This window comes from Halorhodospira halochloris (assembly GCF_002356555.2).
In the GTDB taxonomy this organism is placed as follows: domain Bacteria; phylum Pseudomonadota; class Gammaproteobacteria; order Nitrococcales; family Halorhodospiraceae; genus Halorhodospira; species Halorhodospira halochloris.
The window spans coordinates 1,942,655-1,966,776 of record NZ_AP017372.2 but is presented as its reverse complement, the minus strand read 5'-3'; the positions used below and the strand labels follow the sequence as shown (position 1 = coordinate 1,966,776).

At 58.8% G+C, this 24,122-nt stretch carries 22 protein-coding genes; 12 read left to right on the top strand and 10 right to left on the bottom strand.

From position 1 onward, the window contains the following. Window positions 1-118: 118 nt before the first annotated feature. Complete coding sequence (locus tag HH1059_RS08980; RefSeq protein ID WP_096410395.1) at window positions 119-892, bottom strand: ABC transporter permease; 774 nt, start codon at window positions 890-892, stop codon at window positions 119-121. Between the two features lie 2 nt (window positions 893-894). Further along, window positions 895-1,848 carry an ATP-binding cassette domain-containing protein gene (locus HH1059_RS08975; protein ID WP_096409838.1) on the bottom strand — a complete coding sequence of 318 codons (954 nt, stop codon included), beginning with the start codon at window positions 1,846-1,848 and terminating at the stop codon, window positions 895-897. Window positions 1,849-2,610: 762 nt separating this feature from the next. On the opposite strand from HH1059_RS08975, the gene HH1059_RS08970 reads away from it, so the two are divergent. From HH1059_RS08970 to HH1059_RS08930, 9 genes are all read left to right on the top strand, one after another. Beyond that, complete coding sequence (locus HH1059_RS08970) at window positions 2,611-4,365, top strand: PHA/PHB synthase family protein (protein WP_096409837.1); 1,755 nt, start codon at window positions 2,611-2,613, stop codon at window positions 4,363-4,365. A 25-nt stretch (window positions 4,366-4,390) separates the two neighbouring features. Further along, on the top strand, window positions 4,391-5,719 hold the full coding sequence (locus HH1059_RS08965; RefSeq protein ID WP_096409836.1) for a bifunctional enoyl-CoA hydratase/phosphate acetyltransferase: 1,329 nt from the start codon (window positions 4,391-4,393) through the stop codon (window positions 5,717-5,719). 30 nt (window positions 5,720-5,749) lie between these two features. After that, entirely contained in the window at window positions 5,750-6,931 is a 1,182-nt protein-coding gene (locus HH1059_RS08960; RefSeq protein WP_096409835.1) for an acetate/propionate family kinase, read from the top strand. Window positions 6,932-7,228: 297 nt separating this feature from the next. After that, a complete protein-coding gene (gene nudE / locus HH1059_RS08955) occupies window positions 7,229-7,777 on the top strand; it encodes an ADP compounds hydrolase NudE (protein ID WP_096409834.1) in 549 nt (182 codons plus the stop codon). Between the two features lie 10 nt (window positions 7,778-7,787). Continuing rightward, window positions 7,788-8,612: a 3'(2'),5'-bisphosphate nucleotidase CysQ gene (gene cysQ / locus HH1059_RS08950; RefSeq protein WP_096409833.1), complete on the top strand. Its 825-nt coding sequence runs from the start codon at window positions 7,788-7,790 to the stop codon at window positions 8,610-8,612. A gap of 259 nt (window positions 8,613-8,871) precedes the next feature. Further along, complete coding sequence (gene trxA, locus HH1059_RS08945; RefSeq protein ID WP_096409832.1) at window positions 8,872-9,201, top strand: thioredoxin TrxA; 330 nt, start codon at window positions 8,872-8,874, stop codon at window positions 9,199-9,201. A gap of 174 nt (window positions 9,202-9,375) precedes the next feature. Further along, window positions 9,376-10,635, top strand: a complete 1,260-nt coding sequence (rho, locus tag HH1059_RS08940) for a transcription termination factor Rho (RefSeq protein ID WP_096409831.1) — start codon at window positions 9,376-9,378, stop codon at window positions 10,633-10,635. Between the two features lie 19 nt (window positions 10,636-10,654). Continuing rightward, the gene (locus HH1059_RS08935) at window positions 10,655-10,870 is read left to right on the top strand and encodes a hypothetical protein (protein WP_096409830.1); all 216 of its coding nucleotides are present in this window, start codon (window positions 10,655-10,657) and stop codon (window positions 10,868-10,870) included. 68 nt (window positions 10,871-10,938) lie between these two features. After that, complete coding sequence (locus tag HH1059_RS08930) at window positions 10,939-12,906, top strand: hypothetical protein (protein ID WP_096409829.1); 1,968 nt, start codon at window positions 10,939-10,941, stop codon at window positions 12,904-12,906. A 216-nt stretch (window positions 12,907-13,122) separates the two neighbouring features. On the opposite strand, the gene HH1059_RS13430 is transcribed toward HH1059_RS08930, so the two are convergent. From HH1059_RS13430 to HH1059_RS08890, 7 genes are all read right to left on the bottom strand, one after another. Next, window positions 13,123-14,232 (bottom strand): porin, encoded by a 1,110-nt coding sequence (locus HH1059_RS13430; RefSeq protein WP_096409828.1) that lies wholly within the window; start codon window positions 14,230-14,232, stop codon window positions 13,123-13,125. Between the two features lie 237 nt (window positions 14,233-14,469). Beyond that, window positions 14,470-15,606 carry a porin gene (locus HH1059_RS08915; protein WP_096409827.1) on the bottom strand — a complete coding sequence of 379 codons (1,137 nt, stop codon included), beginning with the start codon at window positions 15,604-15,606 and terminating at the stop codon, window positions 14,470-14,472. Window positions 15,607-15,835: 229 nt separating this feature from the next. Continuing rightward, the gene (locus tag HH1059_RS08910) at window positions 15,836-16,384 is read right to left on the bottom strand and encodes a dihydrofolate reductase (protein ID WP_231901922.1); all 549 of its coding nucleotides are present in this window, start codon (window positions 16,382-16,384) and stop codon (window positions 15,836-15,838) included. Between the two features lie 9 nt (window positions 16,385-16,393). After that, on the bottom strand, window positions 16,394-17,227 hold the full coding sequence (gene thyA, locus HH1059_RS08905) for a thymidylate synthase (protein WP_096409826.1): 834 nt from the start codon (window positions 17,225-17,227) through the stop codon (window positions 16,394-16,396). A 17-nt stretch (window positions 17,228-17,244) separates the two neighbouring features. Next, a complete protein-coding gene (gene argA, locus HH1059_RS08900) occupies window positions 17,245-18,600 on the bottom strand; it encodes an amino-acid N-acetyltransferase (protein ID WP_096409825.1) in 1,356 nt (451 codons plus the stop codon). Next, the gene (gene argE, locus HH1059_RS08895; protein ID WP_096409824.1) at window positions 18,587-19,813 is read right to left on the bottom strand and encodes an acetylornithine deacetylase; all 1,227 of its coding nucleotides are present in this window, start codon (window positions 19,811-19,813) and stop codon (window positions 18,587-18,589) included. Before argE ends, argA begins: the two co-directional genes overlap by 14 nt. 3 nt (window positions 19,814-19,816) lie before the next feature. Beyond that, window positions 19,817-20,599 carry a TIGR04211 family SH3 domain-containing protein gene (locus HH1059_RS08890; RefSeq protein WP_096409823.1) on the bottom strand — a complete coding sequence of 261 codons (783 nt, stop codon included), beginning with the start codon at window positions 20,597-20,599 and terminating at the stop codon, window positions 19,817-19,819. Window positions 20,600-20,755: 156 nt separating this feature from the next. On the opposite strand from HH1059_RS08890, the gene nadC reads away from it, so the two are divergent. The 3 genes from nadC to HH1059_RS08875 all read left to right on the top strand — a co-directional run bounded on the left by nadC (window position 20,756) and on the right by HH1059_RS08875 (window position 23,014). After that, window positions 20,756-21,649 carry a carboxylating nicotinate-nucleotide diphosphorylase gene (gene nadC / locus HH1059_RS08885; protein ID WP_096409822.1) on the top strand — a complete coding sequence of 298 codons (894 nt, stop codon included), beginning with the start codon at window positions 20,756-20,758 and terminating at the stop codon, window positions 21,647-21,649. Between the two features lie 201 nt (window positions 21,650-21,850). Then, the gene (locus HH1059_RS08880) at window positions 21,851-22,378 is read left to right on the top strand and encodes a hypothetical protein (protein ID WP_096409821.1); all 528 of its coding nucleotides are present in this window, start codon (window positions 21,851-21,853) and stop codon (window positions 22,376-22,378) included. Window positions 22,379-22,486: 108 nt separating this feature from the next. After that, window positions 22,487-23,014: a hypothetical protein gene (locus HH1059_RS08875; protein ID WP_096409820.1), complete on the top strand. Its 528-nt coding sequence runs from the start codon at window positions 22,487-22,489 to the stop codon at window positions 23,012-23,014. 554 nt (window positions 23,015-23,568) lie between these two features. Here HH1059_RS08875 and HH1059_RS08870 read toward each other — a convergent pair. Then, window positions 23,569-23,892, bottom strand: a complete 324-nt coding sequence (locus HH1059_RS08870; RefSeq protein WP_109962891.1) for a hypothetical protein — start codon at window positions 23,890-23,892, stop codon at window positions 23,569-23,571. Window positions 23,893-24,122: the final 230 nt, after the last annotated feature.

The window sequence follows — 24,122 nt, the reverse complement described above, 5'->3', positions numbered from 1 at the left end:
AAACCTCCCCGGAGTCAATATCTGGCCCGCTGTGGTGTCGTTGCCGTGCTACCCCTGGAGGCTTAGTGGCGCCTGCACCTCCACACCGGGTCGGATTAATGCCTCCGGTTAACCGCCCTTAACCTCCACCCCGTGCCAACCTGCGATTAAGCGCCCAGACTGACAGAGGCGCAAAGATCACGGTTAACGCCACAGACCACATCAACGCCCCCGTGACAGTTGCCATTACCGGGCCGCCCTCCAGCAGTCCGCGAACAGCATCAGTGACCACCGAGACAGGATTCACCGCCACAATACCCTGTAGCCAGTCCGGCATAGTCTCCACCGGTACAAAGACATTGCTGACAAAGGTCACCGGAAATAGTGCCGTGAAACCAAACAGCTGGACATGCTCCGGGTCGCGCGACACCACTCCCACCAGCACCATTATCCACGAAGCGGCCAGGGCGAAAATAAGCAGAAGCACCATCATCGCCGGCACGCCGAACCATGGTCCCTCCAGCCGGTAACCGAGCAAAAAGCCTATCCCCAAAAGCAGCAGGATACACATCGCCTGCTTGACCAAATCGGCCACTATGCGCCCGGCAAGAGGTGCCCAGCGCGGTAAGGGTAAGGCTCGAAAGCGGTCGAAAACACCTTTGGTAAGATCGGTATTCAGCCCGTGGCCAACATAGACAGTCACAAACATCAGATTCATGACTATAACCCCGGGGAGCAGAAAACTCAGGTAATCATCCGCCCCGCCGGCTATCGCCCCACCGAAGACATAGGTAAACAGCACCAAAAACAGCACCGGCTGAATGCTGTAATCACCCAACTCCCAGGGGTTGTGGCGGATCTGGATCAGACTGCGCCACGCCAGAGTAAGGGTCTGCTGCAGCGGCCTAAATATTATCAACTTAGCCCCTCCTTGATCGGTTCGTTGCTATCGCCAGTCAAGGCCAGAAAGACGTCATCCAAATTGGCTCCCTGCAGCGCCAATTCATCGACTCCGATACCGGCGCTATCCAGGCGTCTTACCAGAGCGGGCAAAATGTCCGGGTCATCAGCCGGTGCCCGCAGCCGTCGCCCATCAATACTAGGTGCTACACCGAGCAGGTCTGTGACCTCGCTCACGGCCCGGTCGAAGTCTGCCCCGGCGCGGATAGCCACAACCAGCATCCGTGTGCCGACCTGCTCCTTGAGCTGCTCCGGCGTGCCATGCGCTATGACCCGGCCCTCATTGATCACCACGATCTCATCAGCCAAGGCATCAGCTTCATCAAGATACTGCGTCGTCAGCAGCACCGTTGTGCCCGCCTCAACCAGACGCCTGATCCGTTCCCACAGCTCCATACGCGCCCGCGGGTCAAGGCCTGTAGTTGGCTCGTCGAGGAAAAGAATTCGCGGCTGACCAACCAGGCTGACTGCCAGGTCGAGACGCCTGCGCATACCCCCCGAATAGGTCTTCGCGGCTCGGTCAGCCGCTTGCCCCAGATGGAACTCATCTAGCATCTGCTGCGCGCGCTCGCGCGCCTCCCGGCGCGACATGCCTAACAAGCGCGCCACTAGGATCAGGTTCTCGCGCCCAGTCAGCTTCTCATCGACCGAGGCGTACTGACCGGTCAGCCCGATGATCTCCCTGACCCGGTGAGGCTCATGCACGACATCGAAACCACCAACCCAAGCCTGGCCGGCATCCAACTCTACTAGACTGGCAAGAGCCCGAACTGTGGTAGTCTTGCCTGCACCGTTGGGGCCTAAAAGACCGAACACAGTGCCCGCAGGGACCCGCAGATCAACCCCATCCAGCGCCTTGGTTGCTGCATAGTGCTTAGTCAAACCGCGTGCATCAATTGCATATTCCATTCCAATCCTCTAAGCCTATTAGCCGTCCTATGAAAAAACTCAAAAATCCGCCCGGCGCCTGGTTTTGCCCTGTGAGGAGGGCGCCGTTAGTCTATCCTTGGAGGTTTCATGGCGCCATTCCAGGCGATAAGATCTCCACACCGGGGCGGATGGTGGCACCGGCGAAGTTTTAGAGGCCACCAAATGCGCGCATCTTGTTTACTAGAATTGTGCAGCGCAGTATAATCCCGTAATAATCATGACACAGGTCTTTGCCAGGCTTGGATTTGATATTGCAGGGAGCGATGGGATTCAAACCTAACAGCCGAATATAGGCTCTGGTACGGTCACAGGAAGGGGTTATTTGCCCGGGATGGTAAAAAGGAGTCCTAGAAAAGGAGTCCTAGAAAGGCCTCCGGCTCAGGGGTTGGCTGGACCTGGGATATGCCAATATGGGGCTTTGCTCGCCATGGATGGCGAGCAGAGAGCTTCCAGGGACGGCTTGTAGCGTCCCCATATTGGCATACCCAGGGCTGGCCAACCCCGGGGGAGATCTCCCAGGGCTGGCCAACCCCGGGGGAGATCTCCCAGGGCTGGCCAACCCCGGGGGAGATCTCCCAGGGCTGACCAACTCAGGGGAGGTCTCCCAGGACCAGCCAACCCCGGGAAGATGGCATCCCAGGGCAGCCAGCTCTGGGGAAAATCTCCAGGGCCGGCCATCCCCAAAAAAAGACTCTCCCAAAGACCGCCAGCAGCCAAAACCAACAACCAAGAGGTACCACCATGCACCCATACGTCCTCGACCCCGACGAAAGCGACCGCCAAGCCTACACCCTGGACCGGCTCTACAACGCCGGCCTCGGCCGCATCAGCCAAGGCCTCTCGCCCGTCGCCATCAGCCTCGCCACCTTCGACTGGGCAGTTCACCTCGCCTCCCACCCCGGCAAACAGGTCGCTCTTGCCGATCAAGCGGCACGGAACCTGATGAGCTTCCAAAGCTACGCCATCAGTCGCATGACCGGAACCTGCGAACAACCCTGTATCCAGCCCTGGCCAAACGACGACCGCTTCGCCGCCGAAGAGTGGGAAACCTGGCCTTACGATCTGCTCAGTCAAGGCTTTTTGCTGACCCAGCAGTGGTGGCACGACGCCACGACTGGCGTGCGCGGCGTTACCCAACACCACGAAGAGGTTGTTAACTTCATCGGTCGGCAGATGCTCGACCTCTACTCGCCGTCCAACTACCTAGCCACCAACCCCGAAGTGCTCGCCCGCACCCTCCAAGAAGGCGGCGCCAACCTGGCTAGAGGCATGGCCAACGCCGTTGAGGATGTCGAGCGCTATGTGACCAAAAAACCGCCGGTCGGCGGCGAGCACTGGAAGGTAGGCGAAAACCTGGCTGTTACCCCCGGCAAGGTAGTCTACCGCAACCGCATCATGGAACTGATCCAGTACGAGCCGACCACCAAGACCGTCCACCCCGAGCCGATCCTGATCGTGCCGGCGTGGATCATGAAGTACTACATCCTCGACCTCTCGCCCGGCAAATCGATGGTCGAATACCTGGTCAGCAAAGGCCACACCGTCTTTACCATCTCGTGGAAAAATCCCGGCTCCGAAGACCGTGACCTCGGCATGAGCAACTACCGCCGCGAGGGGGTCATGGAAGCCCTGGAAGCGGTTACCAGCATCGTGCCGGAGCAGAAGGTTCACGGCGTCGGTTACTGCCTCGGTGGCACCTTGCTCATGCTCGCCGCCGCAACCATGGCCCGCGACGGCGACGAGCGCCTAGCGTCCATGACCCTTCTGGCAGCGCAGGCAGATTTCACCGAGCCCGGCGAGTTGGAGCTATTCATCGACGAAAGCCAGGTGACCTTCATCGAAGATATGATGTGGGAGAAGGGCTACCTCGATGGCAGCATGATGGCCGGCGCATTCCAGCTGCTGCGCTCCAAGGACCTGATCTATTCCCGATTGATCCACGACTACATGATGGGTGACCGCGGTAAGGTCATCGACCTGATGGCCTGGAATGCCGACCTGACGCGCTTGCCCTACCGCATGCACAGCGAATACCTGCGCTGGCTCTTTCTCAACAACGACTTCGTTGAGGATCGCTACGACGTCGGCGGCCAGCCCATCCACATCGGCGATATTCAAGTGCCGACCTTCGCAATTGGCACCGAGAAAGACCATATCGCCCCGTGGCGCTCAGTCTTCAAGATCAACCGCTTCCTGCCGCGGGCGGATGTCACCTTCGCCTTGACCACCGGTGGCCACAACGCCGGCATAGTCACCCCCCCGGGCCATCCGCGGCGCACCTTCCGCATCCTGCCGCGCAAGGCTTCCGACCCTTACGTCTCACCCGACTCTTTCCTGGATAAGGCTGAGCAGAAGCAGGGTTCCTGGTGGCCGGATTGGCAGCAGTGGCTGCGCGAGCACTCCAGTAATCGTGGCGCCCCGCCGAGCGTGGGGCAGAGCTCGGGTACCTATCAGCCGTTGGCCGATGCACCCGGCACCTATGTGCTGCAGAAATAACCGAGTAAGGAGAAGATAACCTACTATGGCTAACGGCGCACAAAACCGACCCTACTCTCAGATAAGTATAGGCGATAGGGCAGAGACCACCAGTCGTCTCAACCACGAGGATATGCGTATCCTCGGCGAGGGCCTGTGGCCCGGAACCATGCTTATTAACGCTGTCTGCACCGAGTTGCCTGGTCCAGGCACGGTGCCGTTGGCGCAGGAGCTGGTCTATGAGGGTAGTATCGGCCTCGGTGATACGGTAACGGTTACCCTGGAGGTGATCGACAAGCAGGATGATGGTCGGCGGGTGATCCTCGATGCCCGGGCCACCCGCGAAGACGGCGAACCGGTCATCAGTGGCCGGATAACCGTCAGCGCCCCGGCGGAGGAGATCGCCAATGGCGAGACCGACTCCATGGTGGCGAGCACCTCGCGCGGTCGTCGGCGGCAGCTGCGCCGGCTCTTGCGGATGGCCGATAACGTCGAGCCGATGAGTGCGGCGGTGGTCCATCCGGTCGACGCCCTCTCCCTGCACGGCGCCATTCAAGCATCCGAGCACGGCTTAATGCAGCTGACCCTAGTCGGTCCCGAATACAAGATCCGCGCTGCTGCGGATGAGGCCGGCATCAACCTCGGCGATCTGCCGATAATCGATGTCGAGCACTCGCATGAGGCGGCCGAGGCCGCTGTCGATCTCGCCCGCCGCGGTGAGGTCGAAGGTCTGATGAAAGGCTCGCTGCACACCGATGAGCTGATGGGGGCGGTGGTCAACCGCCAAAAGGGGCTGCGCACCGAGCGGCGCATCAGCCATGTCTACGCCATGGATGTGCCGAGCTACCCGCGCCCGCTGCTGATCTCAGATGCGGCGATCAACATCTCGCCGAGTCTGGCCCAAAAGCGCGATATATGCCAGAACGCCATTGAGCTTGCCCACGCCCTCGGTGTCGAGCAGCCGCGGGTGGCAATACTATCGGCGACCGAGTCGGTCAACCCGGATATCCCCTCGACCCTCGATGCCGCCGCGCTGTGTAAGATGGCCGACCGGGGGCAGATCTTCGGCGGCTTGCTCGACGGCCCGTTGGCCTTTGATAACGCCATCTCGGAGAGTGCGGCGCGGACCAAACGGATCACCTCGCAGGTGGCCGGGAACCCGGATATCCTCATTGCCCCCGATCTCGAGTCGGGCAACATGATGGCCAAACAGCTCTACTACCTGGCCGATGCCGAGGCCGCCGGCATCGTCCTCGGTGCCCGGGTGCCGATCGTGCTCACCAGCCGGGCGGATGATGTCATTGCCCGGTTGGCCTCTTGTGCTATTGCCGTGCTGGTCGCTGAACGCAAGCGGCGGGGCTTGGCTCACCTGTAAAGGTAACGGATTCTATCCATAGATAAGCTTATGAATGACGCTATCCTGGTACTCAACGCCGGCTCCTCGAGCATAAAGTTCGCGGTCTATGCCCATACCGAGCAAGACTTAACCGAGTATTTAAGCGGCCAGGTAGAAGGGGTGGGGGTGGCCGGCACCGCGTCGCGGCTACACCTGGAAGATCATCAGTCGGCACCGGTAAGCAGTGATCTTGGCCACGGGGTAGATCACGACAGCGCCCTGCGTGCGGTGCTTGAGCACGTCCGCTCCAGTCTGGGTGAACTGACCCTGCGCGGGGCGGGGCATCGCATAGTCCATGGCGGTCGCCACTATAGCGCGCCGGTGCTGATAGATGATGCGGTACTGGGCGATTTGCACGAGCTCGAATCGCTAGCCCCGCTACATCAGCCGCACAATCTAGCGGCAGTAGAGGCGGTGCGCCGGGTGGCCCCCGAGCTGCCCCAGGTAGCCTGCTTCGATACCGCATTCCATCGAACTCAGCCGGCGGTGGCTCAGCGCTTTGCCCTGCCGCGGGAATACGAACAGCGCGGGGTGATCCGCTACGGCTTCCACGGGCTTTCCTACGAGCGCATCGCGGCCCTGCTGCCCGAGTACGATCAGCGCGCCGCCCGCGGGCGGGCCGTTGTTGCTCACCTTGGCGCCGGCGCCAGCCTCTGTGCCCTGCATGAGGGGCGTAGCGTGGCCACGACCATGGGTTTTACCGCCCTCGATGGCCTGCCGATGGGCCAGCGCTGCGGTAATATCGACCCGGGGGTTGTACTCCATCTGCAGCGCATGGAGGGCATGAGCCTGGAACAGGTCGAGCGGCTACTCTACCGCGAATCGGGCCTGCTTGGCGTCTCCGGCATCTCCGCCGATATGCGTCAGCTGCTCAGCAGTAGTGAGCCGGCGGCTACAGAGGCGGTAGAGCTGTTCTGTTACCGCATCCTGCGCGAAATCGGCAGCCTCGCCGCCGCCCTCGGTGGACTCGATGCCCTGATCTTTACCGCCGGGATCGGCGAGCATGCCGCCGAGGTGCGCGAGCGTATCGTCAATGGCCTGCACTGGTTTGGTATGGAGCTCGATCAAGCGGCTAACCTAAATAATGGGCCGCTTATTACTACCCCCGAGAGCCAGCTTAGCGCCTGGGTGATACCTACAGACGAGGAGCGGGTAATCGCGGCGCATACCATTGCGCTGTTGTCTCGATAAACTGCTCAAACCCTATACGCCAGATTAGGAAAAGACGCCTCTAAGGAGGCCTCTAAGAGCTCCCCGTAGCCATTTAGCTGTTCCGGTGTGGAGGTCTTGGCGCCAAGGATGGCGCCATGAAGCCTCCAGGGATGGATTCACGGCGTCCTCCACACCGGAACAGCTAAATGGCTACGGGGGAGCTCTTATAGACTCCGTAAAGAAGGTAGGAATTCCCCGGCTGCCGCTAGAGATGTGGCACCCCGTCGCGTTACAATCGGAGACTGTCCGAGCGACTTCAAATTACAGACGGCCTGCATGACTGAGCGCTACCCGCAAACTACATACCGCAACATCGTCGCCCGTTCGCGCCTGTTCCGGGTCGAGGCGGTGGGATTGCGCTTTAGTAACGGCGTTGAAGTCGAATACGAGCGCCTCGGTGGCGGGGCGAACGGTGCCGTGCTCGTTGTGCCGGTGACAGACGATAGGCGGGTACTGCTCATCCGTGAGTACGCCGCAGGTACCGAGCGCTACGAACTAGGTCTGCCTAAAGGTCGGGTAGAGCCGGGCGAGAACCCGCAGCAGGCGGCAGACCGAGAGATGATGGAAGAGGTAGGTTACGGTGCTAAGCGGATTACCCACTTGCGTGATCTGACATTGGCGCCGGGCTATTTCGGCCATCGCACCCAGATCATGCTCGCAGAGGAGCTTTACGAATACCGCCTGCCCGGCGATGAGCCGGAGGTGATAGAGGTCGTGCCCTGGCCCTTGGCCGAACTTCCCGCCTTGCTCGCTGAAGAGGAGCTTACCGAAGCACGCTCCATCGCCGCGCTCTATTTGGCCCGCGATTATTTGGCCGCCCGTTAACGGAGAACCTATGACCGCGCTTCAAGAGTGGTATACCTGGCTTGAGCCGCTGCGCGAGATCGCTGAGACAGCTGGGGAGAGAATCCTCGAGGTGTATCGTAGTAGTGATTTCGCCGTCGAGGCGAAAGACGATGAATCCCCCCTGACGCGCGCCGATCGCGCCGCTCATGAGACCATTGCTGCCGGCCTGCGGCGGTTGACGCCCGATATACCGCAGCTCAGCGAAGAGGGTGACGACATCGATGCCGTCACCCGGCGCAGCTGGAACAACTACTGGCTTATTGATCCGCTCGATGGCACTCGCGAGTTTATCAAGCGCAACGGCGAGTTTACGGTCAATATAGCCCTCATCGACAATGGCCGTCCGGTGCTCGGCGTGGTCCACGCCCCAGATCTGGCGACCACCTGGAGTGCAGCGGCGGGAGAGCGCGCCTACCGTTTCGATAGTAACGGTATGCAGACCATTGCCACACGCCGGGCGCAGTCGCCGTTGACCGTCGTGGTCAGCCGCTCCCACCGTGAGGCGGCGATCGAGAATATCCTGGAACGCCTCGGTGAGTACCATGAGTTATCAGTCGGCAGCTCCTTGAAGATCTGCCGAGTAGCGCAGGGCGAAGCGGATCTCTATCCGCGCTTTGGGCCGACCTGCGAATGGGATACCGGCGCGGCGCAGTGCGTGCTCGAGGCCGCCGGCGGCCGCATAATGGATATAGGGTTGCAACAACTGCGCTATAACCAAAAAGATTCTCTGCTAAATCCGGACTTTATTGCCGTTGGTGATGTTGACTACGATTGGCAACGATTAGTCTCAGCTCTTAACTGGGAGCAGCGTTAGCAACAACCCGGATAGCCTGCTGGGCTCCGTTAGAGGTTATAATAGTTGACATTAGCGCTTCCGGCAGCTATTTTCCGTACTAACGTCAATTTCTAACTCGAATTAAACCCGTCGGCCCTCCTGTAAGGGCTCGATAGTCCCGCATCCGAGTACCTGGCATGAAGCGAAGAGCTATGCCCGAAATCCATACAGGATTCCGAGGTCTACGGAAAATCCATCGTAATTTGTGTTCTGCATTAGAACCTGGAGGTTATAAATCGTGAGCGAAGGTGCTATCGTCCACGCAAGCGATCAAAGCTTTGATGAAGATGTGCTCAAGTCCAGCGAGCCGGTGTTAGTAGATTACTGGGCAGAGTGGTGTGGCCCCTGTAAGATGATCGCACCGATACTTGAGGAGATAGCTGGTGAGTACAAGGGCAAGCTCAAAGTAGTCAAGCTAAACATCGACGAAAACCCCGAGACCCCCCCCAAGTACGGCATTCGCGGCATACCGACCCTCATGTTGTTCAAGAATGGCAATGTTGAGGCCACTAAAGTCGGTGCCCTTTCCAAGTCACAATTAACCGCGTTTATCGACAGTAACCTTTAACGGAAGAGGCGCTTTTTTACCGCAGTGTGGTTATCTCCACAATTCATTTGCGCTACCATCTGCCAGCTCCCAGACCTTGTCCTCGAAGTCCGGCTGCTGATCCGGAGCGCAAGCCTTAGTCTAGGCCTTTACCGGTAAAAGCGCGCTCGTGTTCCCCCGCACTCAAAGCGAATCATGAATCTTACCGACTTAAAGAGAAAGCCTGCTACTGAGCTTCTGGAGATTGCCCAAGAAATGGGCATAGAGGGCACTGCCCGCTCGCGGAAGCAAGACATCATCTTCGCCATTCTCAAGGCTCATGCCAAGAATGGTGATTCCATTTATGGCGACGGGGTTCTGGAGATACTCCAGGACGGCTTCGGCTTCCTGCGCTCGGCGGACGCCTCGTATATGGCCGGGCCGGACGATATATACGTCTCGCCTAGCCAGATCCGGCGCTTCGCCTTGCGTACCGGCGATACCATCACCGGCAAGATCCGTCCTCCCAAAGATGGTGAGCGCTATTTCGCGCTGCTTAAGGTTGACCAGATCAACTATGAACCGCCCGAGGCAGCCAAGAACAAGGTTCTGTTCGAGAACCTGACCCCGCTGTTTACGCGTAATCGAATGCGCATGGAGCGGGGCAATGGGTCTACCGAAGACCTCACCGCCCGGGTCATAGATCTCGTCGCGCCGATTGGCAAAGGGCAACGGGGGTTGATCGTCTCCCCGCCCAAGGCCGGTAAGACCATGATGCTGCAGAATGTTGCGCAGAGCATCAACGCCAACTTCCCAGAGTGCTATCTAATCGTTCTGCTGATCGATGAGCGCCCCGAGGAGGTGACCGAGTTCGCGCGTTCGGTGCTCGAAGCCGAGACGGTCTCGTCGACCTTTGATGAGCCGGCTACGCGCCATGTGCAGGTCGCCGAGATGGTTATCGAAAAGGCCAAGCGCTTGGTCGAGCATAAGATGGATGTTGTCATCCTGCTCGACTCCATTACCCGTCTTGCCCGTGCCTATAACACGGTGGTGCCGTCATCCGGCAAGGTGCTGACCGGGGGCGTCGATGCCAACGCCCTGCACCGGCCGAAGCGCTTCTTCGGTGCCGCGCGCAATGTCGAGGAGGGCGGCAGCTTGACAATCCTCGCCACTGCCTTGGTCGAGACCGGGTCGCGCATGGATGAGGTGATCTACGAGGAGTTTAAGGGCACCGGGAATATGGAGCTGCACATGGATCGGAAGATCGCCGAGAAGCGGATCTATCCGGCCATCCACCTCAACCGCTCCGGTACCCGCCGTGAAGAGTTGCTGATGACCCCCGAAGAGTTGCAAAAGACCTGGATTTTGCGCAAATTGTTGCATAACATGGATGAAGTGGCGGCGGTCGAGTTCCTCCTGGATAAGCTCAAGGATAACAAGACCAACGCTGAATTCTTCGAGGCTATGAAGCGATGAGTAAAGGCGGGGGGAAGAGATGAGAGCAATTACCTTGATGGCGGCGGTATTTGGAGTGGCTACGCTGGGCCTGTCAGCGGCTATGCTTAGCGGCTGTGCCAACGATGCCTCTGAGCGTGCGGCACAGGAGGCTGAGCAGGAGAGGCTCGAGCGTGAGCGCCGTGATGAAGAGGTCCGTGACCTGGAGCGCGGCAAGGATGACGCCAGGGAGCGGATGCTCGACCGCGATAACTGAGATCCGATGTGAAAGCCTCACCGGGCTTTCCAGTGACAATATGGGGGAGATGGTCGCCCTCCCTCGCGTTGCTTCTTATTGCTCTTGCGGCACTCATCGGGTGTGCCGGATACGGTGACCGCCCGCCTGGTGGCGATGAGCTAAGAGGACAGCTCCAGGAGCAGGAGCAGTCGGGCTACACTTACGGTTACGGCGCAGCGGAAAGGCCTGAGCAAGCCCGTCAAGAGGCCTATTATCAGATCGCCGGGGCTGTGGTTACTGCCATCCGCGGTGAGCAGCGGGAGGTATACCGCTTGCTGCAGCGTCGCGGTGAGGCCGACGATAGCGATATCGAGCTGGCCGAAGAGCTCGAATTCCAATCCAGTATAAGCTCGCTGAGCCATGCGGTCATTGAAGGGGCCGAGGTGGTCAGCGAGAAACGCTCCGCAGACGGCTGGCTGGTCAGCGTCAGGGTAGCCGATGAACAAATGGAGCAGATGCGCTCCAGGGCCCGGCGACAAGCCCCCGCACTAGCACAATTGGAGCTCATAGAAGCCACCCCAGACTCTCGCCCCGGTTTGCGCTTCCAGCGTGCCCTGAGTGGTTTAGCCACTGTTGAGCGGCTAGAGTTGGCTGATGAACGGGCTTATATCCCCCAGCATGGTGAGACTACTTTTGCTAGCTACTTTACTGAAGCAGCGCGCGAGGCGCTTGAGCGTATCCATGTCGTCCCGGTCATCGATGGCACCAGGGTGCGTTTTGCGGTACTCGATCGGCAGACACTGCGGCCTCAGCCATCCCTTACGCTGAACATAGATGGTTATCGTCTGGTAACCGATAGTGGCGGTTGGACCGACGAGCGCCGAGTTGGTGACCTCACTTCGGCCGTCAAAGTGGTTGTCGAGGGGCGTGAGCGCCGCCATCGCAATCTGCTCAGTGATGAGCAGCGTTTGGTTGAGACACTCTATCCGCGTCAGTGGCGTGAACAGGATGTGGCGGTGCTCTACCTGCATAGCCAGCCGGCCGGCGCAGTCATGCGGATCGCTGGCAGCGAGTACGTGACACCGGCACGGGTAGAGCTTGAGCAGGGAAGGGAGTACCGGTTACGCATCGAGGGTACGGTAGATTACCGCGAGAGAGATGAGACTATCCGTATCGATTCGGCGACCCCGGCGTACTTTTACAGCGCCGGGTTGACTGAGCGGCGATTCGGTGAGCTTGATCTGAGTGCTGAAGGCGGTGCCCTGATCCGGCTGGAGGGCTATGGGATCGAGAGTCGGTCGATCCGCCGTCCCGCTGAGGCGGGCACTTATCGGGTCCGAGTGACTCGGGATAATCCGCGTTATCAGGATATCGTCGAGGAGATAGTGCTGCGTGAGGATGAGCGGATCAAGCGTGAATATGCTAGGCCGCCGGATCGATTCCCGCACTATTTTGGTTGGCGTTGGGGGGTGAACCTCGGCCTTTATGGTGGTGATCCGGGGGACGACTACTCGCTGCCGGTGGAGGATGGCAGTGCTAGCTTTGCCGATTTCGCTGCTGAGGACGCGGATATATCTGGTATCTCGCGCACCGATGCCAGTTTCCAACTCGGCGCTACGGCGCACTACTTTGCCCGTGCCATGCCCTTTGTTTTTGGTGGTGAGTTGGCCTATCGGCGGGAGCAGTATGATGTTGAGTATTCCTCTGCTGGACAAGGTGGCCAAGACGACGGCGATGATACGCTAGACCTGTTTAATTGGCAGGGGTCTTTAGGGGTCGGCTTTTGGCAGCCGGTCGGTATGGGGATCGGCTGGGTGACTCTTAATAAGGCGTGGCAAAGGGGCAGCTGGGACGATAGTGGTGCCGATATCGATATGCCTTCGGGGCGGGTTGATGACTCTTATCCGTTTATTGAACTGGGCGGAAGCTTTGATATTTGGGGTTTTGGGGTGCGGGTGAGTGATCTGGATTCTGGTCCCGGGGCGATGGTCTGGTTTGGTGTAGGGGGCTCGCAGCTCGATGGCGGTTATCAGCTGCCGGCTGAGGTTGAGGCGCGGCCGGGGGTTCATTATTAGGCTGTTGTCGCGGAGAGATTAGGTGCCCCGTTTGGCGGGCGCCGTGAATCCATCTCTGGATGTTTCATGGCGCCATCCACGGCTCCAAGGCCTCAACACAGGGGGCGATCAATAGGCTCCGGGAGATTTATTAGGCGTCCTGAAGGCGCTACGCTCGCCGTCCATGGCGAGTCATAACGCAATAACGTCATAGACAGTCCGCGCTAGCCTTGGGGCTTACCACTGGTAGCGGAAACCGACGGCGTAGTTAACGGCCTCTATGTCCTCGGCGCTGCCGGCAGCGGCGTAGACCTGGGTGTTATGCTCCGGATCCAGGTAGTAGCCGGCCTGCATGCCGATGTCGAACCAGTCGTCGTCTTCTGTTACATTTTCATCTGGTTTGTGTTCATAATCAAAGTCGTCGTACTTAAGGAAGGTGTTGACGTAGTAGTCGCCGAAGCTCAGCTTGATCGGCACCATTAGGCGCATCAGATCGCCATTAATATCGCTGTTGACGTCGATGTCCAGGTTTTCGATCTGGGCGCCGACTGTTAGCCAGTCGGTAGCGGTGAAGAGTGCCCCGGCTAGCCATGTTTGATATACACCACTGCCGCCGTTGCCGCCATCGTCAATGGCGCCTTCGCTCTCATAGGCGGTATTGAACATCCAGCTCTCGCCGAGGCGGTAGGTGAGCGAGGCCGAGTAATCGACCCAGTTGTCTTCCCCGCCGTTTTCCTGCACCGGGCGCATTGCCGCCTCCAGGGTTAGGCCGTGGACTTGCGGGCTGATGTAGTGCAGGGTGCCGTGCCAGCGCTGGAAGCGCTGGGCGATGAAGCCGCGGTTGCGATCAATCGTTTCAAAATCGCCATTCTGCGGTGTATCTTTGCCCAGCGCGGTGTTCCACTGGCCCAGTCCTGTCCCGGAGCCTTGCGCGTTATCGAAGAGCATGTTGGCGCCGGCGAAGAAGGGCAGGTTGGCTCGTTTGTACGGGGTGTCGTGGCGCCCGACCCGGACCTCGCCGAAGCTCTCGCTCTTCAGGCCGCCATAGGTATTACGAAAGCCTATATTGTCGCCACTCGGGCCGTGGAGGATAAAGCTTTCTACCTGGTAGGTGGCTTTAAGTTGGTCATTTATTGCGTGGCTGTTGCGCAGGCCGATGCGGGAGAGGTATGCCCCCCAGTCGAGTCCGTCGGCCTCACTGATATCATCGTCGAGGAACTGCAGTTCGTAGCCGACATGGCCGTAGAATTCGACGCCTTCTTCTTCTTTATCTTTGTCGGCTGCGAGTAGAGCAAGTGGTGAACACAAGGCGGTAATGGTGGCGATTGCTGTGAGTCTTTTGCGCATAGGTTGGCTGCTCTTGTATTGATATAAGACAAAAATGATTAATGTCTAAATAATATCTCAGATTTAGTATATTTACAACTTTTGTGGGAGCAGGAGTTTTGGCGGCTTTCGATTGCCGAATGCCCCGATAAAAAAAGGACCCGCTAGATGACCTAGCGGGCCCGAGGCGAGTGCTGTCTGCTTGTGGTTGGTTATATGGAGCAGACAGCTTAAAGCTAGCTCAACCTGTCCAGCAGCTTAGAAGGAGTGGCGTAGGTTGGCGCTGACTGTGGTGTGTGTCTCATCAGCCGCAGGGTCTACCCCGGATGATGGACCGTACATGCCGTGGGTATGCGGCGTACTACTTCTCTCTTCATCATTTATGGTGGCGGCCACCGCTAGGCGCAGTTCGGTGCGATCACTAAAGATATGGTCGTATCCTGCTGCCACAGTGGTGAAGTCATCGTCATCATCATCTGACATAAACTGACTTACTATGCCCTTAATGCGGCCTGTATTACCCATAGGCATCATAAAGCCAAACGAGGCTCCCGTATGGTCGCTATCGTCAGCATCATGGCTTTGCCCGGAGAACTGGGCTGATAGGACCATGAAGTCTAAATCATAGCGGCCTGCTAGAGATATGAGGGTGAAATCATCGCCCTCGTTATCGGTTACTTGCCACAGTGTAAATGCGCTTGATAGAGGCCCATCATTGAATGTGGCGCGGGCATTGTAAGCGTGATCATCGGGGTCTTCACCATGCCCCGGTACCAAGCTTAATACGGTGCCAATGGCGCCGAAGTCGTTCGTGTAGCGGATGACATTATTTGCGCGGCCAGAGGTGCCGAAACCTAGGGCTTCACCTGGCGTACCCACTTGCGCTATCCAATCTGCACCTGGCCCATCCCAAACAAACTGGTTGGATAAAGATTGCCGACCGAGGGTCAGGCGGCCGAAGTCGCCTTCCAGGCCGACAAAGCTGTCGCGGACTTGGGTTATGAAGCTGTCTCCTATAGAGATATATCCTGTTTGTTCATCATTAGCATCATCATAGTAGGTATATTCTTCATCGTCCCGTTCTCCTGGAGTACCCCTTGTATCCCCAGTATAGGTCCACTCTAGCTCGGCCTGATAGATGGCCTTCAGTCCGCCATCTAGCTCCTCCTGGCCGCGGAAGCCGAAGTGGGAGGAACCGGTATTCATGGCCAGGTCGCCGTCTTCTGAATCATCTGTTCCGTCGTAACCTTCCCAATCCACCGATAGGTTAACGAAGCCGTAGACTTCTACCCTTTCGTTTTCATCGTGGCTATCGGCGAGGACAGCTACCGGTGCGGCGAGGGCTGTTGCACTTAGCAGTGCGGCTAGCTTATTGATATGAGTATTTTTTTTCATTAGCTCCTCCTGGGCAGAGCAATATCAATTATAATATTTATGGTTAACATGTATGCTCTGGGCTCGGCCTTTTGGGCGAAACCGCCGTCAAGCATTGCACTCCCTTTATCGGCAATCTTACGTCATGGTTGAGAAAAGTAAAATAAGTCTTCTTTTTGGGGTTGATTTCCTTCACCCACCATAACCCGAGCCCTTTTACAGTAGGGAGGGCGGTTGGGCAAGCGATAACCTATGGGGCTTGGCGCCGCAGGCTGAGGAAGGTGAGTTGATAGCCGTCCTCTTCTGCACTGTCGCGGGTCTCTTCTTGCCAGTTTGAGTCGATAGCGGGGAACATGACACTGCCTTGCGGCGCGTCGTCGACCACGGTTAGCTCTATACGCTGGGCAAGGGGCAGAAACAGTTCATAGATAGAGCCGCCGCCGATGACAAAGATGGTCTCGCCGCCGGGCGCGGCTGCGGCAAGCTCCAGGGCCTGTTCGAGCGTTGCGGCCGGGTAGACGCCCGACATAGTAGACGGTTCAGCAGGTGCGCTTAACCCGGGGTCGCGGGTCATGACGATATGGGTCCGCTCGGGCAGTGGGCGAGAGCCGATGGCCGCGAAGGTCTTCCGGCCGAGGATCAGCGGGTGGCCGCGGGTCATCTCTTTGAAGCGGCGCAGGTCGCACTTGAAATGCCAGGGTTGAGTGTGGCCATCGCCGATGACCCGGTTGCGGCCCATGATGGCAACTAGGACGATCTCGCTGTTTATCGGGTGCGCTGCTGCTGGTGAAACTGCCAAACCGCCCCCTTAGACCGCGATGGGCGCCTTGATAGCGGGGTGGGGGTCGTAGCCGGTGATCGCGAAATCCTCGTAGCGGTAGTCGAAGATCGACTTCGGCCGGCGTTGTATCTGCAGCTGCGGCAGGGGGCGAGGTTGGCGGGCGAGCTGCGTTCGGGCCTGCTCTAAGTGGTTGCTGTAGAGGTGGACATCGCCGCCGGTCCAGACGAAATCGCCGACTTCCAGGTCGCACTGTTGGGCGATCATGTGGGTGAGCAGGGCGTAGCTGGCGATGTTAAAAGGGGTGCCGAGGAAAAAATCCTGGCTGCGGGCCATGAGCAGACAGGAGAGGCGGTTGTCCGCGACGTAGAACTGGAACAGGGTGTGGCACGGGGCGAGGGCCATGCGCCCCTGCCGGACGTTATCCTGGGCGCTGATCGACTCATCCGGTAAGTATTCGACATTCCAGGCGCTGACGATATGCCGGCGTGAACTCGGGTTGGTGCGCAGCGCCTCGATGAGCTGGGTTATCTGATCAATAGTCCGGCCATCTTTGGTCGGCCAGCTACGCCACTGCGCACCGTATAGCGGGCCGAGATCGCCGTCTTCAGTGGCCCAGTTGTCCCAGATCGTGACCCGGTTTTGGTTCAGATAGGTGATGTTGGTGTCACCACTAAGAAACCAGAGCAGCTCATGGATGATGGCGCGCAGGTGGAGCTTTTTGGTGGTCAGTAGCGGAAAGCCGGCGCTCAGGTCAAAGCGCATCTGCCGGCCGAAGACGCTCAGGGTGCCGGTGCCGGTCCGATCGTCTTTGACCGAGCCGTTATCGATTATATCGCGCATCAGCTCCAGGTAGTTGTGCATTACTCTATTTTGCTCCGTTACTCTTCCAGCGTGTTCTTTATCAAGACCTTTGAGCCGCGGGTGGTGTCGTATAGCTCGCGGCGTTGCGCCGGCAGCGCGGCGGCGCCGGCGGGGTTGAAACCGCGCTCGCGAAACCAGTGCTCGGCCCGGGTGGTCAGGACAAAGAGTCGTTCCAGTCGCTGCTGCCGGGCGCGGCGCTCTAGCTCAGCGAGCAGCGTCGCGGCGCGACCGGCGCCCTGGTAATCGGGGTCGACTGCTAGGCAGGCGATCTCGCCAGCAGTCTCGGCAGGCCAAGGGATCAGGGCACCGGTGGCGATTATTGCCCCGTCGCGTTCGGCCACCGTGAAATCGCTGATCTGCTCCTCGAGCAGCTCTTGGGTGCGGTGGACGAGGGCGCCGCTTTGCTCCAGCGGCCTGATCAGGTTAAGGATGCCGGGGATATCGTCAAGCTGCGCGGTGCGCAGGCTCTCAAACGGTTGCGGGGCGAGGAGGGTGCCGACGCCATCGCGGGTGAAGAGTTCAAGGAGCAGCGCGCCATTTTGGCGGCGATCGAGCAGGTGGACCCGCTTTACCCCGGCATCGCAGGCTTGCGCGGCACTGTGCAGCAGCCGCCGGGCGGTGGGCGGCTGCTCGCCGGCGTTATCGTGCAGCCGTTGCCGGGCCTCGGCGGGGGTAAGCTCGCGGATGGTGTTACCGGAGGCGTCCTTTACCGGGGCGTGGGTGGAGAGGTGGATGAGCTTATCGGCGCCGAGCTGCTCGGCGGCTGCGAGTGCCACCGACTCGGCGGAGAGGTTGAATATCTCGCCGGTTGGCGAGTAGCCGAGCGGCGAGATCAGGGCGATGTCGTCATTGGCCAGGCGCTGACGCAGTGCCTCTACATCGACTCGGCGCACCTCACCGGTGTAGAGGTGGTCGATGCCATCGCGCACTCCCACCGGGCGGGCGGTGATGGTGTTGCCGGAGACGACCCGCATGTTCAGCCCGGCCAGCGGCGAGGGGGCGATGCCGATGGACAGACGGGCCTCAAGCTCGGTGCGCACCTCCGCGACCGCGTCCTTGACGCACTCCAGCGCTGCGGCGTCGGTGACCCGCAGCCCGCCGTTGGCCGCCGAGCCGCCGGCGTAGTGCGAGTCGATGCCGCGCTGGTGCAGCCGCCGTTCGACCTGCGGACGGGCGCCCGGGACTAGCACCAGGCGCACGCCGAGGCTGACGAGAACCGCCAGGTCGTGGATCAGGCCCTCGATCTCCGGGCCGTGTAGGGTGCTGCCGGGGAAGTTGATGACGAAGGTGCGCCCGCGATGGGCGTTGACGTAGGGGGCGGCGTGGCGCAACCAGTCAACAAAGTGTTCGGGGTTGAGATCAGCCAGCCGCATGGTTCGGTGCCTCCTCCATGCAGAAGTGGCGGATAAAGCCGCGCAGTAGCTCAATACTCGGCTGCAAGCGCTCGACGGCGAGCGACTCATCGGGTTGGTGGGCGCACTCGATATCGCCCGGGCCGAGGACTAGGACATCCATACCCAGTTCGGCCAGATAGGGCGCTTCGGTGGCGAAGGCCACCGCCTTAGCCGGATGGCCAGTAAGCCGTTCGGCGAGCTCGATGATCGGCGCTGAGCGCGGTGTCTCGAGCGGTGGTTGCCCGACCGAGAGCGAGCGGATGGTTAAGTCCGTGGCGGCGTCGCCGAGCGCGCCCTGCAGTCTGTCGCGCAGTTCGGCCCTAAGCTGCTCGGGTGCCATGCCGGGTAGCGGGCGCAAATCTATGTGCAGCTCGGCAGAGCCACAGATGCGGTTGGGATTATCACCGCCGTGGATGTGGCCGAGGTTGAGGGTCGGGTAGGGGACGGCGAAGCGCTCATCGCGATAACGGGCGCGCAGTTCTTCGCGCCAGTCGAGCAGCTCCTGCAGCACCCGGGTCATCGGCTCCAGGGCATTGCGCCCGAGTTCGGGGTTGCTCGAGTGGCCGGAACGGCCGGCGATATGGAGCGCCTCCATCATCATGCCCTTGTGCATGTGCACCGGCAGGTTGGCGGTCGGCTCACCGATCAGCGCCTGGCGGGGGCGGATATGGGTCGGCCAGCTCTGCTCCAGCGCCCGCGCCCCGGCCATGCCGCTCTCCTCATCGGCGCTGGCTAGTAGCACCAGCGGAGCGGTGAGCTGCTCGGCCGCTAGCCCCTTGACGGCCTCCACGGCTAGCGCCAGAAAGCCTTTCATGTCGGTGGTGCCCAGCCCGTAAAGGCGGCCATCGCGCTCGCTCAGAGTAAACGGATCGCTCTGCCAGAGCTCGGGGTTACAGGGTACGGTATCGGTGTGGCCGCACAGGGCCAAGCCGCCGCGGCCAGTATCGCTAGCATTGTCGGCTCTGGCGCTATCAACGGCGGCTGGCTCAAGGGCGGCAATTAGGTTCGCCTTATGCGGCTGTCCGGGGAGGTTGGTTACTTGGCAGTCGAAACCAAGCTCCTCCAGCCAGCCGGCGAGCAGCTCGATCACCGCCAGGTTGCCCTGATCGTGCTGCGGGTCGACGCTGCTCACCGACGGCGTGGCAATAAGCTCAGCTAAAAGCTGCTTAAGATCGGGCAGTTCTTGGCCCATAGGTTACAGCGAACTACCCCAGCCCTTACGCCGCGGCCTTAAGTGGGGAAGAATCAGCCCGAGTAATAAACCGCCGACCAAGACCCCTGAGCCGGCCAGGAACCAGTCGCGGTTAGCACGGTCAGCCAGCTCCTGATTGCGCTCTTCTAGGTTCTCTGTCCGCTCAATCAGCACGTTTATCCGCTCTTTGAGTTTGTCGTTCTCCTGGACCAGGCGATAGCCATCACTGGCGGCCTCTAGGTCGGACTCAAGATCGGCGATCTGCTGCCGGGCCTCGGCGAGCTCTTCGTTCAGCTCCTCCTTGGCTTGCTCTTTATCGGCGAGTTCATCTTCCAGTGCTGCAATCTCATCGTGAGCGCTCTCTAAATCGGCCTCAACATCGCCGATACGCATCCGCGCCGGCGTCTCCTCGACCATGTACTGGGCCTGGACCCAGCCCTCATCGTTGCCGTGGGTGCCGTAGATCCACTCCTCCAAAGCCTCCTCGCCGAATTGCTCGATCACCTCATCATCGGGGCGCTTGGTCTCCAGCTGTGAGCCGGTAGGCAGGAAGCGGATTATGCGGTACTGGTTGGTCGGGCCGCTGCGAAAGGGAACGAAGATCTGATCGCGCACATGCATGATCTTGCCCTCTTCGACCTCCAGCGCGTCGGTCTCCGGTTCGGGCTCTTCGGCCTCCAGTTCGGCCGGATCCGGCTGCGCAAGGGCGCCCTGCGGCAGAATCACGGTGGCCGCCAGTATTGAGGCTGCCAGAATGGTGGTGTATTTAAGCTGTTTTCCAGGCATTGGCACTGCAAGTGCTCCCGTTGGACTGCTTTACGCCCTAGTCTAGCAATTTTTGGTCTGTCGCTGGCTAGTGGAGCATACTATAAATATGAGAATTTGTTTGCCGTTCGGGCAGCACTTCTAGGAATATCAATCAGGCGAGGAGTTAACTCTCTTATGAATGACACGGAGTTGAAGTCAGTTCCCCAGCCGTCGCGAGCCGTTATCGAGGCCGATGTCGACAGGGCGTTGGAGGAGGATGTGGGCAAGGGGGATCTGACTGCCGATTTGGTGCCAGAGAGCAGGATGGCGCAGGGCAGTATTATCGCCCGCGAGGCGGCGGTTATCTGCGGCCGCCCCTGGGTCGAGGAGGTCTTTCGGCGGCTGGATAAGAGTATCGGCACGCGCTGGGAGGTCGCCGAGGGTGAGTGGATTGAGCCCGGCGGGGTGGTCTGTCGGCTTCATGGACCGACCCGCGCGCTGCTAACCGGTGAGCGCACCGCCTTAAATTTCCTCCAGTTCCTCTCCGGTACCGCGACTACTGCGCGGCTCTTCGCCGATGCCGTAGCGGGTACACCGACGCAGATCCTCGATACCCGCAAGACTATCCCCGGTCTGCGCTATGCGCAAAAGTACGCTACCCGCTGTGGCGGGGTGGTAAATCATCGCTTTGGTCTTTTCGATGCCTATTTGATTAAGGAGAATCATATAATCGCCTGCGGCGGGTTAACGCCAGCGGTCGAACTGGCCCGCATCCGCGCCGCTGGCGCGCCGGTTACGGTGGAGATCGAGAATTTGGAGCAGCTCGAGGCGGCCATTGCCGCTGGCGCCGATGTGGTCATGCTGGATAATTTCGATTTTGCCGACCTGCCGGCAACGGTTGAGCAAGCCGCGGGGCGAGTCCAACTGGAGGTCTCCGGCGGCGTCGATCTCGAGCAGGTTCGCCGCCTCGCCAACACCGGCGTCGATCGCATCTCGGTAGGGGCGATTACTAAGCACCTGCACGCGGTTGATTTGTCGATGCGTTTGACTACGGAGCGTGGCAACGCCGGGGGTAGGCTGAGCGAATAGACCTTTCTATTCAGGGCGGCTACGCGGTTGTTCCGTTATGCGTCAATTTGTCTCCCTGTACAGGGGGTAATTTAGGGAATATCATTAACTACAGAAAGACAAGCAGAGCAGCTTTTTTGTTCCCCGCGGGAGACTCATCTAGGCTGATCTGAAGGATTATTTTGGTTGCGCTGACAGTGTCTTGTTTCATGTGGAGGAATTATGAAAAAAAAGATGGTTAGGTATCTCGGTAGCGCACTGTGCGCCAGCGGTCTGCTGGTAGCGGGCAGCGCAAGCGCCCACAGCTTCTTTTTTAACTATGGACATACCCCGGTCTACACTGAATTTGACAGTGAGATTGATGAGGACCTAAGGGCTAATACCTTTGAGTTTGGCACATATATCACTAACGACATGCGCGCTGGCCTTTACCACGAACAGTTGACCGGTGGCGATACAACCGCCGATATACAGGGTATAAGTGTTGAGTACGAGGCCTTGGCTACCGGTGATTTGATGACCAATCTGGGGATTATGGTTGGCAGTGGGAGTACCGGCGATGAGACAAGTATGATAGCCGACGTCTACGGGCGGGTTGCCTTGATGGCTACTGAGTCGGCTAATATAAACGCAAAGCTCGCATACCGAACAGTACCGGATAGTGATTTTGCCCAAGAATTTGATGACGGTACTGATGCTTCCGATCTGCACGGCATACTTTTCAGCATAGGATTCGGGATTCACTTTTAGTCTCTTTGCGCTTGGCAAGAATTGTCAAACTGAGGCTTAATCATTTGTAGGGCCTTTTGCAGTCAACCTATATGGCAAATGGCGACTTTAAGAAGAGCGGAGGAAATTATGAATAAGATCCAACAACGCGTTCTAGCCGGGACGGTCTGTGCAACTGCTGCGCTGTTTGCGGGAACCGCAAGTGCCGACCACGATACTTTTTTCTTTAACTATGGGCACACTTTTGTCTATTCGGCCTTTGATTCTGATGCCGATGACGGTGATATATCCGCCAATACCATCGATTTCGGCGTTCAGCTCAATGAGCAGTTTCGCTTGGGAGCCTACCATGAGATAATCACCGGCGAAGGTGGATCTGAAAATATGATAAGGGGCCTGCTGGCAGAGTACATGTTCTTAGGTGGCGGGGATTTTGCCACCAGTGTGGGCATAATGTTGGGTAAAGAGGACGAAGATGCCGCTTCCGTGGCCGACATCTTCGGCAGGTTCTCTCTCCAGGCAGCAGAGAATGCAGAGATGTTTGCCAAGGTTGCATATCGCAGCGCCCACGGCGATTGGGATGATTTCGGTGATCCTGATGATCCTGACGACCTACACGGCGTTTATGCCAACCTTGGCTTCGGTTTTAGCTTCTAAACTTAGTTAGGGGCTTTAAGTGACCCCGGTAGGCCGCCCTAAAGTGGCCTACCGGGGAAGTTTTGGAGGCACTTTGCACTTTGAAGTAATGGGTTTTGTGCGCTAGCTGAGTGTGAGTGCAGGATTCCCCGGATGCCTCAAGAAGATCTTTATATAGGTTGCGGATTGCCAGCATACCCTTTTCTGTAATCCCTACACCTTGAAATGATGTGCTGTCCTCATATTAGAAGGCCATTGACGAACTAGTTAGACACCACATGCTTGATTAGAGCGCTTTTGCAATCGTCGCTGCAGCGGCTGTGAGTAGCACGGTGGGCGCTCGACAGTGGTTGTACTTTGGTTATGGCCACTCCCCAGTGATTTACACCAGTGACGATTGCGATAATATGTATGCTATTTAAGTTGGATCAAATTTCGCTGTCACCAGTTAGACAGCAATTTATAGGGTACGTTTGAGTACTCGTATCTGCCTATCTATTACTCGCTATCTGTCAGCCTGTTAGCTAGCCTAGTTCGTACGGCGGCCTTAATGAGACCCCCGCTAAAGGCCACGCCTATGCTGATAAGCCTCGATAAGAGGCTCCAGATGATGACGCAAGCGCTCGCCAACGCCGACAAAGCAAGATTTCGTAGAAACTAAGCATCTCCTCGGCATTCGCGCTCCGCCTGGGAAATACTGAACTGACATGCAGCAGTTCAAGATCCAGCGTTCCGTCGTCGTCTTCAAGTAGCCTACCAATGGCCCGTATCAACTTACTGACCGCTTGCGTGCACGTTAGCTGCACCCCTTCACTACCTGAGCTCATCAACCGGAATACAGCACAGCCAAGGGCCTTATACAGCTCCTGGCGTTGGCTAACTTCCCAGCCCTCGCTCATGGATAGGCCATGGGAGATAGCAGAATCCCAGTCGCAGCGCTAGCCCTTCATGATTACTTGATCAAGAACTTCGTCGGTTTGAGCATTGGGTAGTTAGCCCGAGCCCTCGCATCCGATGAAATCGTCTTGGCATTGCAATAGCCCAAGTCGTCTCCTAAGGGTAACTGGATCCACGCCACACTGCTGCCAGTACCCGCGGATTCAATCGAAATCCGCCTGGTCGGAGGCCC